Source organism: Flavobacterium sp. Root186 (genome assembly GCF_001428525.1).
In the GTDB taxonomy this organism is placed as follows: domain Bacteria; phylum Bacteroidota; class Bacteroidia; order Flavobacteriales; family Flavobacteriaceae; genus Flavobacterium.
Genome location: NZ_LMHW01000011.1, coordinates 431,019 through 444,988 on the forward strand (window position 1 = coordinate 431,019; position 13,970 = coordinate 444,988).

Consider the following 13,970-nt stretch of genomic DNA (forward strand, 5'->3'; position numbering starts at 1 on the left):
GAAGTCCGGCCCTACAATATAATTTGTTCCTTCGGAACTATAAAAGAGCCTTTGGCTCGATCTATATTGTAGGGCCGGACTTCAGTCCGGTTTAATAATTATGTGTAAATGTAAAAAAGTAAACCTTTGTTCCTTTGAACCTCTGAGCCTTTGAACCTAAGAGAAAACAACAGTCTTATTGCTGTAAACCATTGTTTTACGTTCGGCATGCAATTTTATAGCTCTTGCTAAAACAATACGCTCTAAGTCACGCCCTTTCATAATAAAATCTTCAACGGAATGAATATGAGAAACTCTTGCAATATCCTGCTCGATAATTGGGCCTTCGTCTAATTCTTCGGTAACGTAATGACTTGTTGCGCCAATAATTTTTACTCCTCGTTTAAATGCCGAATGATAAGGTTTCGCACCAGGAAATGCCGGTAAAAAGGAATGGTGAATATTGATAATTCTATTTTCGTAAAGCGAAATTAATTTTGGTGTAATGATCTGCATATAGCGCGCCAAAACGATAAAATTAATTTCGTATCTTTTTAAAAGTTCAATTTGTTTCGCTTCACCTTCTTCTTTATTATCTTTCGTAAAAGGCACACAGTGAAACGGAATGTCAAAACGCTCTGCAATTGATCTCAAATCATTATGATTACTTATAATTACCGGAATTTCAACATTTAATTCCCCAGCGCTGTATCTTCCTAAAATATCAAATAAACAGTGATCATATTTAGAAACAAACAATGCCATTTTTGGTTTTTGTTCCTGATTGTACAAATCCCATGACATATTAAAATTAGTTGCAAGTGTTTTGTCAAATTCTCCTTTTAAGCTTTCGATCGTAACTTTCGGATTGGTAAATTCACATTCCAATCGCATAAAAAATACATTTTGCTCTACATCAACATGCTGGTCGATGTAGGTAATATTTCCTTCCACTTGGGCAATAAAAGTAGTTACTGATGCAATGATGTTTTTTTGGTCTTTGCAATGAATCAGAATGGTTATTTTTTGCATTTTTAGTTTATTGGTTTTGGTTAATGGCAAAGTTGTAAAGGTTAAAAGTTACCAGGTGCTCTGTCCCTTTGTAACTTTGAGCCTTTGAACCTTTAGGAAAAAAACTATTTTCCGTCCTGCATTGCAAAAACACTTTTTAATAAAGGAGTTGTTCTTGCACTGATATTATTACGGATATCTTTTTCTTCTACAGCAATCATTTTAAAAACTCCTGCTAGTGCCTGATTTGTTGTATAATCAGTTAAATCAGGATTTACTTTTTTCACTAACGGAATAGTATTGTATTTGTTAATGATTTTTGTCCATACAACATCGGCACCTACTTTTTCAAAAGAACTTTTAATTACCGGATTAAATTTTCCGTATAAAGCTGTAGTTGTACTTCCTTGTAAATAAGTAGTTGCAGCACTATCATTTCCTAGTAAGATATTTTTAGCATCTGTAAACGACATATTTTTAACTGCCGAAACAAATATAGGTGTTGCTTCTTTTACAGCATCTTCGGCTGCGCGGTTTAAAACTTTTATTCCTTCATCAGCCAGCGAGCCAAGACCAATTTTACGCAATGTAGCATCTACTTTTTGTAATTCTGCCGGCATTAAAATTTTTACGGCTTCATTCTTATAAAAACCATCTACTGCGGTTAATTTACTTACTTGTTCAGTAATTCCTTTGTTAAGAGCTTCTTTTAATCCAGAAGCGATATCAACGCCGCCAACTCCCGGAATCTGAGATGATATTTGCGGTAATTGATTTAAAGTCTGCTGTACCTGCGCACATGACGTTAGAGAAAATGTAATGGCTAATAAAAAAATCTTTTTCATTTATTGGGGTTTTATTAAGGTTCAAAAATACTACATATTCAAAAATAAAGCCACAATTTATTTAACGACATGTAACATTTTGTTTTATTATTAACAATTGTAATGTTTTAATTTAATACAAAATCAAATAGTAGAAAAAAACTTAGCGCCTCAGCACCTTAGCCTACTTTAAAAAAAAACTATTTCTGCAACAAATCAATCTCTTCTTTTGTTTTCTCAATATAAACAGACATTTGATCGTATTTCCATTTTCCTCTTTTTGTGGCAACAACAAATAGAGTAGCTTTTCCTTTAGGGCCTTTTATCGGAATTTGTAAATCGCAATTTCCGGTATTGTTGGTTGTGCTTATACTTCCGGAGATCATTCCATCAGTTTCAATTGGGTTTCCTAATTTTTCAATTACTATTTTATTGTGCTGAACGGCTGCGATCGATTCTTTAAAAGCATCAGAATCTTTCATCATTGATGTTACTCCAAAAAATATTCCGCCAATAAATAAAGCAAAAAGTATTATAAGGCTTAAACATCCGGTTGGGACAAACCATTTCCAGTTTCTGTCCCACCAATTTTTTTGAGGTTGATAATCGTCATTCATAGTAATAGAAGGTTAATTTTTTGATTCGTTTAATTTTCTGAAAGATATAATTTTCAGATCAAACGGAAACAAAAAAAATCACCTTATAAAATTTATAAGATGATTTTTTTTGTTTGAGATAAACGAATTACTAAAAAGCATTTTTTATCAGGTGTAGTAGGATTTGCTGATTGTCTTGATAGCTTTTGGTTTACCGTAACAAATTATATAACTAAGTTTTTTAGGGACAAAAAAGGTAGTTTAAACGTATTGCAGGCAATATAAATTTGGATTGTAAACCGGATTGATTTGCTTTAAATCAGCTAATATGTTATGAGTATAATCTTTACCGCCAATTGCTAAATAAAATAAAGATTTTGAAATATAAAAGGGTCGTAACGGAAGTGTGCGCCAGCCAAGTGCTATATTCTTTAAAAAGTGTTTTATGGCATATTTAAATGCTTTTTCTTCTGGACGTATAAAATAAATCGTATAACTTTTGATTTTTGTCATTAAGTTCGGAAACATTACAAATCTTGCTCCTTGTTGAATTAATAGATTTATTTCAAAAAGTGTTAATCCATCGATATTCTCTGTCTTCATGATAAATTGATTTTGCAATTAATATTAGTGGTAGTATTACACTGCAAAGTTGCGACAGAAGTCAAAATATTTTTAGACTTAAAAGTTTTAAAATTAATAAGTTAGGGTATTTTTAAAAAACGAAAAATCGAGAATCCATTTAAGTGAATTCCCGATTTTATTTATTTTATGATTTACTATATAATTAGTTTGAAGCTACTCCATCAACGGGAAATAAGAAATTATTTAACTCTGTATCTTTTTCATAAACATCCTGATAAAAACTTATTTCTCCAGAATCATGAACCCATGAAGTAAAATAAGTAATGTAGATAGGCACTTTATTTGGCAGTTTAAAAGTAGTTTCAGTTTTTCCTTCCATTGCTTTGTTGATTTTTTCTGTTGTCCATTCAGGATAATCTTTAACCATTGCAATGGCTAATTCTTTGGCTTTGCTTACGTTAATACAACCGTGGCTGAAAGTTCTTCTTTCAAAATCGAATAATGATTTTGCAGGAGTATCGTGCATGTAAATATCTTCAGGATTTGGGAAAATAAATTTCACCAATCCAAGAGAATTATTTGGACCCGGTTTTTGTCTTACCTGACCATTCACCATTTCCATATTTTTTTCTGCCAGATAATTAGGATCGGCAGCCATTTTCATTTTCAATTCATTATCAACAATACTTTGAGGAACTGTCCAGTATGGGCTGAAAACAATTTTATCAATATTTCCGTTAAATATGGTTGTTTTAGTTACCGCAGATCCCACAAAAACTTTAGAAGTAAGTTCCGGTTTTCCGTTTTTTACATATACCAGTTCAAAAGAAGGAATATTTACAATAATATATTCTTTGTCTTTCAAAATTTTTGGAGAAATCCAACGACATCTTTCCATATTAACCATCAGGGTGTTAATCTTGTCCTCAAGCGGAATGTTCATTTCCTTAATATGATCTTCAGACAGAATGTAATTTGGTTTAAACCCATTTCTAAGTTTATATTTCATTACACCATCCATTAATTCACGATCATAAAAATTACTTTTAGAGTCATGAGCTAAATCACCCAAAATAAATAATCTCGTTCTAACTTGTCCAATTGTAGGTGTATTGGCGTCAGGGCGAAGATCTTTATATGGTTTTTCGGCAACAATAGGTTTCCAGGCACCAGATTTTTCTATTTCTCTGTATTTTTTAAGAGCATCCTGTAATTTATAATATTGGTTAAAAAGAAGATCGTCATTTTTCTCTAATAATGTAGGTTCGGTCATTAAAGAATCTAACAATGTATCATAAGATATTTCTTTTTTTGGAAGAAGCCATCCTGTTTTTTTTGCGGTTTCAGCATCTAAACCAACATACACACGATTCATATATATAATGTATGCAGCACTCAAAAGCATGTCAGAATCAGCTTTTGATGGTTTATCGTCCGATCTTTTTTTGAAAATTTGATCAATTTCATATTTATAAGGAAGTTCAAAAATTAAACCTTCATCATAAGTATCATTCAATTTGTCATACAAGGTTTTTCCAAATTCATTGATTTTGTCTCCCTCATACCAAATTGGTTCGTAAGATCTTGTTTTATATAATGAGACAACCTCATTTTGATATTTTTTTAAATCAGAATATCTTTTAAAGAAATCAGTCAATACTTCACTGTCAACTTTTGTATCTGAATTGTTATTTAGATAAGATTTATTCAAACTTATGTTTTCTCTAGTACTACTATTATTATGTTTTCCAAAAGATAATATAGTGAAACTAAGAGCTAAAATTATGCTTAGTGGATATGTTGTTTTCATTTTCATTTCAATTTTTACGTTACTACTTAGATTCGAAAGTTTTGGTAAAAATTTGGGGCCTTTTCTACACTGCTAAATTACTTTAGGTTGTTGAGAATGAGTTGCTTTATTACATTTAGATTTTGCAAGATTGCCATGTTGTAGGTTTATATAGTATAAATCAGCTGGTTAGGATATTTGTTACCCTAGTTATTAACGAAATCGATATATTTTTTTAAAACATAAAGGTTTGATCATAAACAAATATTAAAATATTTTGTAAATTGCGTCCATAAAATTATCATATTCATAAAATGGAACAACAAATACCATATATTCCTAAAAATAAAGTAAGAATTGTAACCGCTGCTTCGCTTTTTGACGGCCATGATGCAGCGATTAATATAATGCGTCGTATAATTCAGTCAACCGGAGTTGAAGTAATTCACCTGGGGCATGACAGAAGTGTAGAGGAAGTGGTTAATACAGCCATTCAGGAAGATGCAAATGCAATTGCCATGACATCTTACCAGGGCGGGCACAACGAATACTTTAAATATATGTATGACTTGCTTCATGAAAAGGGAGCGGGCCACATTAAAATTTTTGGCGGCGGCGGCGGAGTAATCCTGCCAAGCGAAATTTCAGAATTGCATGAATATGGAATTACCCGAATTTACGCGCCGGATGACGGCCGTTCTTTAGGGCTTCAGGGAATGATTAATGATTTGGTGCAGCAGTCTGATTTTCCTATTGGAGATAAATTAAACGGAGAAATCGATCATATCGAAAATAAAGTGCCAACGGCAATTGCACGTTTAATTTCGGCAGCAGAGAATTTTCCTGAAATTGCAAAACCAGTTTTTGATAAAATTCACGAAAGCAATACTAATTCTATAATTCCGGTTTTAGGAATTACAGGAACGGGTGGTGCCGGAAAATCTTCTTTGGTAGATGAATTGGTTCGTCGTTTTTTAATTGATTTTCCTGAAAAGACAATCGGATTAATTTCTGTCGATCCTTCGAAAAGAAAAACCGGAGGAGCGCTTTTAGGAGACAGAATCCGTATGAATGCTATTAATAATCCTCGTGTATATATGCGTTCGCTGGCAACTCGTCAGTCGAATTTGGCTTTATCTAAATATGTAGCCGAGGCGATTCAGGTTTTGAAAGCCGCAAAATACGATTTGATTATTCTGGAAACTTCTGGAATTGGACAGTCCGATACCGAGATTATGGATCATTCTGATGTATCCTTATATGTAATGACTCCAGAGTTTGGAGCTGCAACACAATTGGAAAAAATCGACATGCTTGATTTTGCCGATTTAGTAGCTTTAAATAAATTTGATAAAAGAGGTGCACTTGATGCTTTGCGTGATGTAAAAAAACAATACCAGCGTAACCATAATCTTTGGGATAAGAATCCTGATGAAATGCCGGTTTTTGGAACTATTGCTTCTCAGTTTAACGATCCGGGAATGAATACGCTTTACAAAGCGATTATGGATAAAGTGGTCGAAAAAACGAACTCTGAATTGAAATCGACTTTTGAAATCACAAAAGAAATGAGCGAGAAAATCTTCGTGATTCCGCCGCACAGAACACGTTATTTATCTGAAATTGCAGAGAATAACAGATCTTATGATGAAATTGCGCTTTCACAGCAAAAAGTAGCGCAAAAATTATACGGAATTTTCAAAACCATAGAATCGGTTTCTGGGAAAGTTCCTCAAATCAATAAAGCTGGAATTGATGATTCTACTGTTTTACCAAGCGCAGTCGAAGCACATGACGAAAACAGAATCTTTTTAAATCTTTTACTGAATCAGTTTGATAAAGTAAAAATGGATTTAGATCCGTACAATTGGGAAATTATTCTGAATTGGGATGAAAAAGTAGCGAAATATAAAAATCCGGTTTACTCTTTTAAAGTTCGTGATAAAGAAATCAAGATTGCAACACATTCTGAAAGTTTATCACATTTACAAATTCCGAAAATTGCTTTACCTAAATATGAAGGCTGGGGCGATATCCTGCGTTGGAATTTACAGGAAAATGTTCCTGGCGAGTTCCCTTTTGCTTCGGGATTATATCCGTTTAAACGTGAAGGCGAAGATCCGTCGAGAATGTTTGCGGGCGAGGGCGGACCAGAAAGAACCAACAAACGTTTTCATTATGTAAGTGCGGGATTGCCGGCAAAACGACTTTCGACGGCTTTTGACAGCGTTACTTTATACGGAAACGATCCAGATTTACGTCCGGATATTTACGGGAAAATTGGAAATGCAGGAGTTTCAATCTGTTGTTTGGATGATGCCAAAAAACTGTATTCAGGGTTTGATTTGGTCCATGCTTTAACTTCGGTAAGTATGACGATCAACGGGCCGGCGCCAATGTTGTTAGGGTTCTTTATGAATGCGGCGATTGATCAGCAATGTGAATTGTACATTAAAGCCAATGAATTAGAAAAAGAAGTTGAAGCTAAAATCAACAAAATATATAAAGAAAAAGGAACGGAACGCCCTAAATACCAAGGCGATTTACCGGAAGGAAACAACGGTTTAGGATTAATGCTTTTGGGCGTTACCGGAGATCAGGTTTTACCTTTGGATGTTTATAACGAAATAAAAGTAAAAACTTTAGCACAAGTTCGTGGAACGGTTCAGGCCGATATTTTAAAAGAAGATCAGGCGCAGAATACGTGTATTTTCTCAACCGAATTTGCTTTGCGATTAATGGGCGACGTTCAGGAATATTTTATTACTAAAAACGTTCGGAATTTCTATTCGGTTTCGATTTCAGGATATCATATTGCAGAGGCGGGCGCGAACCCAATTACGCAATTGGCTTTTACGCTTTCTAATGGTTTCACTTACGTGGAATATTATTTGAGCCGCGGAATGAACATCAACGATTTTGGACCAAATTTATCGTTCTTCTTCTCAAACGGAGTTGATCCTGAATATTCGGTTATTGGCCGTGTGGCACGTAAAATTTGGGCAAAAGCCATGAAAAACAAATACGGAGCCAACGAAAGAGCACAAATGCTGAAATACCATATTCAGACTTCTGGACGTTCGTTACACGCGCAGGAAATTGATTTTAATGATATCAGAACGACTTTACAGGCTTTATACGCTATTTATGATAACTGTAATTCATTACATACAAATGCTTACGACGAAGCGATTACAACACCAACCGAAGAATCTGTACGTCGTGCCATGGCAATTCAGCTGATTATTAATAAAGAATTAGGTTTAGCGAAAAACGAAAACCCAATACAAGGTTCGTTTATCATCGAAGAATTAACGGATTTAGTTGAAGCGGCAGTTTTACAAGAATTTGACAGAATTACAGAAAGAGGCGGAGTTCTTGGCGCAATGGAAACGATGTACCAAAGATCTAAAATTCAGGAAGAAAGTTTGTATTACGAAACTTTAAAACACAACGGAGATTTCCCAATTGTGGGTGTAAATACATTCCTGAGTTCAAAAGGTTCGCCAACGGTAATTCCGGCAGAAGTAATTCGCGCTACCGAAGAAGAAAAGCAATATCAGATTACGATGCTGGATAATCTGCATCAATTTCACGAAGCAAAAGTTAATGAGCATTTAAATAAACTACAAGAAGCAGCGATTAAAAACGAAAATTTATTCGATCATTTAATGGAAGCTACAAAGGTTTGTTCTTTGGGGCAGATTACTTCGGCGTTGTTTGAAGTTGGTGGGCAGTATAGAAGGAATATGTAATTTTTATTTTTTAATGATATAGAAAAACCTCTCAAGATTTTGGGAGGTTTTTTTATGGCTTTTGTTGAAATATTCGCAAAAATAGTTTTTAAAATTTAAAAACTCAAGATTGATATACAAAACAATATTTTTAAACTTCTGAAATACAGGTATTTATACTTGATTGTATTGTAGTGTTTTTTAATACATTTGAAATTCTAACTAATATTATGATCTAAATATAAATTATTTGGATAAATAAAAAATGGTTGTTTTTCGTGCGAATTGTTGAAATAATATTTAATAAGAAATAAATGGAAATTATCGGAAATAATGAAAAGGGAAAAATAGAAAACAACAATTATCTAAGATATTTCATTATTTTTAATTATGTTGTTTTAGATTTAAAAATTGATTTTATTATTAATGAAATCAAAACGACGGTAATGAGAAAAGGTCCTATAAACTCACTTTTTGTAGGTATACTAAAATTAAATGATACTGAAAATTATCCTTTAATGATGAAATTTAGTGGTAGTAAGTATAAGAGTAATTGGGATAAAATAAATGCAATAATTAGAATTGAGTACCAAGGAAGAATTGTCTTTAATCAAAGTTTAACTGCGAATTATTATTCAGGTGAAACTTTTAATTTTGAAATTGATAATATCCTAAATAACAGAAATTTTTCAACAACAAAAAGTCGTAAAAAAGGAAACAGCCAAGTACAAATAAGAGATTATGGTAGATATGAATCTATTAATTCTTTGGAGCCTATAAAAAATACTAATGAAGATATAAAAAAACAAGTTGAACTTTTCTTTGCGACGAATAGAAATAGAACAGGAAAAGATGAAGTAAATTTATATTTTGGAGACAGATTAGATAAATTACGTTATGGTTCTTGTAAAATAAATATTCCCAAAGATCATATTCAAGGAAACATTGAGAGACCTTCAAAAATTTTATGGTTGTTTAGTTTATCTGAAAATGATGAGAAACATATTGTTTTAAAGAAAATTGAAGAAAAATCAGAAGACAATTTTTACCAATGGTTAAAAAATGATTTACCAAATACGGAAAATAAATCAGCTCTTTTATTTGTGCACGGATATAATAACTCTTTTGCTGAAGCTGCATGGAGAACTGGGCAAATAGCCTATGATACACCATTTAATGGTTTAACAGGTTTCTTTAGTTGGCCTTCTTCAGGAAATACTATTGATTATCTTAAAGATATTGAGAATGCAGATGCTAGCATTCCTGAATTAGAAAAGTTTGTAGAAGATTTTATAATAAAAACAGAGGTTAAAAAAATGCATATAATTGCCCATAGTATGGGAAATAGATTAATCACAAGAGCATTGAATAATCTTGCAAATAAAGCAAGTTTTAAACCTTATATAAAAGTTATAAACCAAATAGTATTAGCTGCACCAGATTTAGATCAAGATGTTTTTAGTAATACAATCTTACCAACTTTTAAGAATATTGGATTTAAAAGAACTCTTTATGCATCAGATAAAGATAAAGCATTAAATTTTTCAAAAACATTGCGTATTGGTAAAATACGATTAGGACAAGGAGGGAAAAATATATTTGTATCAAAAGATATTGATAGTATTGACGCTTCAGATGTTATGTCAGAAGGAAATCATCATAGTTATATTTTTGAAACTAAAGAACTTTTAATGGATATGAATATTCTGTTTGAAGATGGTTGGGAGCCTAAAAAAAGAAGATTAATTAATAAAACCAAAAATGGATTATTTTATTGGCTATTTAGATAATGATTAAAAAGAGTACTTTTTAATTCTAAGTTTAAAAAGTACTCCTCGCTAGCGCGAGTGTCCCGTTAGTGAACGCAGCGAAATGCACGAACGAGACTCTCGCGACAGCAGATGGAGACTTCGGGCAGCACAAAGCTTTGTTGATTTGATTAATTCGTAATCTTCATTTTTCGGAATGAATCACCTCCTAGCGCGAGCGTCCCGCTCGCCAGCAGAAGATTAACATTATTGAGTTTCGAGTGCGATTTCTCCTCCATCGAAATGACAATATTGCGGTATTTTTAATGAAATTCTATAAAAAGTTCCGGAGGAACGAAGCATATTGTAGGGATGGATTTTAATCCATCATGAACAAGATTGGAGTAAAAGTTTTATCCATAAAAAAAGCAGCTCCATCTTATAGAGCTGCTTTCATTTTTTTTGTGGGGCAAAAAAAGTGGTTTAACGACGAAACCCAGGACTTTCGTTTACTGACTCATCTAACTTAACAGTTTTTGCCTTTTTCGCAACAACTTTAATTTCGTGTTTCGCAACTTTGTCGTTTACTTTAACTTCTAACACATAAGTTCCGGCTGGTAAACCTTCTAAACTTATTGTTTTCGAAACCTCTAATTTGTTTGCTGCAGAATCTCCCGCATAAAGTAAATTGTGATTTTCGTCGTAAATAGAAAAAGATGACTTTTCAAAGGTGTCTAAAGTAAAGCTAACTACTTTTCCGTTTCCAGTTTGAATGTTTAAAATGTAATCGCCTTTTCCATCAATAGCGTAAGAAAATAGTGTTGCAAAAAAGAAGGCCGCAACAAGCCCGGTTTTGGTAAATTTTGTCATGTTTTTTTAAAGTTTTATTACTAAATGTGGAACGTCCAAAACTACAAATACAAATTTAATTTTCCGCAAAAAAAACGTGTTTTTTAATACTTAAAATGCTGAATTAAAACTATTTCTGTGTTTTGTCTACGCTATGTACGTAAATACGGGGCTTGCGGTTTCAAAAAAAATGAATTTTTTTAATACTATAAAAACCAGATACATACAATTATTAAGAATAATTTTTCAAAAATTTTCAATTTTTTCAAAAACCGAAAAATTTAACATAAAAAAACAGCTCAATAACCACAATGAGCTGTTTCTAAAACTTACGTTTTTCTAACTTTACTAACTATCTAACCTTAGTTTTATACTTACAAGAAGTATAACTTTTTTAGCGCACTGCTACGCTTGTGCTTTTTTCTGAAACTGTTTTATAAACAGAAGAAACTGCTTTTGCAGATAATACAGTTGTATCGTCTGTAATAGTAATTTCATGTCTCACTTTTTTTACATTATCTTCAGCTTCTAAAAAGTAAGTTCCCTCTGGAAATTCTTCTAAGCTAAAAGTTCTTAATATTCCATCTTTACCTGAAGCAGTTTCAGAATAAATTAGATTTCCGTCTTTGTCATAAATTGCCAGGGTTGCTTTTTGCAATTTGTTGATCGCAAATGTGATAAGCTTTCCGTTAGCTTTTATTACATGAAGATTAAAGTCTTCATTTCCATCAATTGCATATGTACTTCCTGTAAAAAGTACTGCACATACTAAACTCAATTTTAAAATCTTTTTCATAACTGTTAGTTTTAAATTATTAGTTTAATTCTCTGATGTAAAAGTATTACAGAAGTGCTGATTTTTTAACAACCCCATTTTCCGATTTCGATGCTGTATTCTCATTTACGAAACCGTTATAGGTTAAAATTTGAATTATTTTTATCGTTTTTGTTAATTAGGTTGTTATTTTTCAACTATTTTGAAAATATTTGATTTTACGTTTTTCTTACATTTTAGTAATAAACGAAGTCGCAAGGAAGTGAATTTGTAAAGCCGGTTTTACCAAAAAGTAAAGAGCAAAAAAAACAGCTCAATAACCACAAAGAGCTGTTTCTAAAACTTACGTTTTTTAACTTTACTAACTATCTAACCTCATTTTTATACTGTATGCGAGTATAAATTCTTCAGTGTATTTGGGGCACACTATATTTTTTTGCAGCAATCTGCTTAATAAACTGTTGTAAGGGCTTTTGAAGACAAAACTGTAGAATCATTTGTAATAGTGATTTCGTGTCTTGCTTTTTTAAAGTTGTCTTCAATTTCTAAGAAATAAGTTCCGGCTGGAAATTCTTCTAAACTAAAAGTTCTCAAAATTCCGTCTTTACCAGAAGCGTTTTCAGAATAAATTAAATTATTGTTTTTGTCATATATACTAATACTTGCTTTTTGAGTTTGGTTTAAAGCAAAAGTGATTAGTTTTCCGTTAGCTCTTAATACGTGAAGATTAAAAGCATTTTTCCGTCAATTGCATAAGTACTTAATCCTGATAAAAGTACAGCACATACTAAACTCAATTTTAAATTCTTTTTCATGGTATTTGTTTTTGATGTTATTATCTCTAATTCTCTGATGTAAAATTACTTCAGATATATATGTTTTATATCAACTCTATTTTCCGATTTCGATGCTGTATTCTCATTTACGAAACCGTTATAGGTTAAAATTTGAATTATTTTAGGTGTTTTTGTTAATTCAGCTATTATTTTTCAATGTTTTTGCAAAATATCATTTTTAGGATTTTTGTACCTTATATATAGGTATAATACAATATCAACTTTGTGTTCCCGTGGTTGAAACCACGGGCTATATTGAAATTCGGTGTGATTTTAGGAGGTGGCGAATGTGTAGATTTCTTGTATGGATACAATTGGAAACATACCTGGCGGTTTCAATAGACGAGACGTAATTATAATTACAATAAAAAGAATCTACTAAATCTGCAGAATCTGCGTGAAACTAAATTAAGTGCTTTTCAAAAAGTTTAAAACAAAAAAAAACAGCCCAATAACCACAAAGAGCTGTTTTTAAAACTTACGTTTTTAACTTTACTAACTATCTAACCTTAGTTTATACTTATGAGAAGTATAAGTTTTTTAGCGTACTGCTACGCTAGTATTTTTATCAGAAACTGTTTTGTAAACAGATGAAATTGCTTTTGAAGATAAAGTAGCGATTTCGTTATTTACACTAATTTCATATCTAACTTTTTTTGCATTGTCTTCAACTTCTAAGAAATAAGTTCCGTCAGGGAAATCTTGTAAGCTGAAAGTTCTTAAAATTCCGTCTTTACCAGAAGCATTTTCAGAATAGAATAAAGTACCTTCTTTATCGTATATAGCTAATTTTGCTTTCTGAGTTTGGTTAAGACCAAAAGTGATCGTTTTACCGTTTTTCAATACATGAAGATTAAAGTCCTCATTCCCATCAATCGCATAAGTGCTGATTCCTGATAAAAGCACCGCACATACTAAACTTAATTTTATCTTATTCATAGTATTTGTTTTTAAAATTATTACCTCTAATTCTCTGATGTAAAATTACTTCAGCTATGCGAAAATAATATCAACTCTATTTTCCAATTTATATGCTATATTCTCATTTACGAAACCGTTATAGGTTAAAATTTGAATTATTTTAGGTGTTTTAGTTAATTACGCTGTTATTTTTCAAACATTTTGAGATTGTTAATGTTTTTGAAAACTTCTAATATTCTTACAGAAATAATGAATATCTATAAATATGGTCGAATAAATATGATATCTTAAAAAAATCTGGAATAAAAATACGGGTCATTTAA

General features: G+C 31.9%; 10 protein-coding genes and 1 pseudogene. 2 read left to right on the forward strand and 9 right to left on the reverse strand.

Translation table 11 applies throughout. The features are described from left to right. Nucleotides 1-156: 156 nt before the first annotated feature. The 5 genes from purU to ASD98_RS10975 all read right to left on the reverse strand — a co-directional run bounded on the left by purU (nt 157) and on the right by ASD98_RS10975 (nt 4,805). Nucleotides 157-1,011: a formyltetrahydrofolate deformylase gene (gene purU, locus ASD98_RS10955; RefSeq protein WP_056204229.1), complete on the reverse strand. Its 855-nt coding sequence runs from the start codon at nt 1,009-1,011 to the stop codon at nt 157-159. 104 nt (nt 1,012-1,115) lie between these two features. Beyond that, nucleotides 1,116-1,835, reverse strand: a complete 720-nt coding sequence (locus ASD98_RS10960) for a DUF4197 domain-containing protein (RefSeq protein ID WP_056204232.1) — start codon at nt 1,833-1,835, stop codon at nt 1,116-1,118. 179 nt (nt 1,836-2,014) lie between these two features. Then, nucleotides 2,015-2,431 (reverse strand): cytochrome c oxidase assembly factor Coa1 family protein, encoded by a 417-nt coding sequence (locus tag ASD98_RS10965; protein WP_056204235.1) that lies wholly within the window; start codon nt 2,429-2,431, stop codon nt 2,015-2,017. Nucleotides 2,432-2,671: 240 nt separating this feature from the next. Then, entirely contained in the window at nt 2,672-3,013 is a 342-nt protein-coding gene (locus ASD98_RS10970; RefSeq protein ID WP_056204410.1) for a hypothetical protein, read from the reverse strand. A 184-nt stretch (nt 3,014-3,197) separates the two neighbouring features. Then, complete coding sequence (locus ASD98_RS10975; protein ID WP_056204413.1) at nt 3,198-4,805, reverse strand: murein L,D-transpeptidase; 1,608 nt, start codon at nt 4,803-4,805, stop codon at nt 3,198-3,200. A gap of 293 nt (nt 4,806-5,098) precedes the next feature. Between ASD98_RS10975 and ASD98_RS10980 the strand changes: the two genes are divergently transcribed. Then, the gene (locus tag ASD98_RS10980; protein WP_056204239.1) at nt 5,099-8,539 is read left to right on the forward strand and encodes a methylmalonyl-CoA mutase family protein; all 3,441 of its coding nucleotides are present in this window, start codon (nt 5,099-5,101) and stop codon (nt 8,537-8,539) included. Nucleotides 8,540-8,832: 293 nt separating this feature from the next. Beyond that, nucleotides 8,833-10,308 carry an alpha/beta hydrolase gene (locus ASD98_RS10985; RefSeq protein WP_056204242.1) on the forward strand — a complete coding sequence of 492 codons (1,476 nt, stop codon included), beginning with the start codon at nt 8,833-8,835 and terminating at the stop codon, nt 10,306-10,308. 441 nt (nt 10,309-10,749) lie between these two features. On the opposite strand, the gene ASD98_RS10990 is transcribed toward ASD98_RS10985, so the two are convergent. From ASD98_RS10990 to ASD98_RS11010, 4 genes and pseudogenes are all read right to left on the reverse strand, one after another. Beyond that, entirely contained in the window at nt 10,750-11,136 is a 387-nt protein-coding gene (locus ASD98_RS10990; protein WP_056204244.1) for a hypothetical protein, read from the reverse strand. Nucleotides 11,137-11,509: 373 nt separating this feature from the next. Continuing rightward, nucleotides 11,510-11,911, reverse strand: a complete 402-nt coding sequence (locus tag ASD98_RS11000) for a DUF3244 domain-containing protein (RefSeq protein ID WP_056204251.1) — start codon at nt 11,909-11,911, stop codon at nt 11,510-11,512. Between the two features lie 429 nt (nt 11,912-12,340). Beyond that, nucleotides 12,341-12,705: pseudogene (locus ASD98_RS11005) on the reverse strand (DUF3244 domain-containing protein). 561 nt (nt 12,706-13,266) lie between these two features. Next, nucleotides 13,267-13,665 carry a T9SS type A sorting domain-containing protein gene (locus tag ASD98_RS11010; protein WP_056204254.1) on the reverse strand — a complete coding sequence of 133 codons (399 nt, stop codon included), beginning with the start codon at nt 13,663-13,665 and terminating at the stop codon, nt 13,267-13,269. Nucleotides 13,666-13,970: the final 305 nt, after the last annotated feature.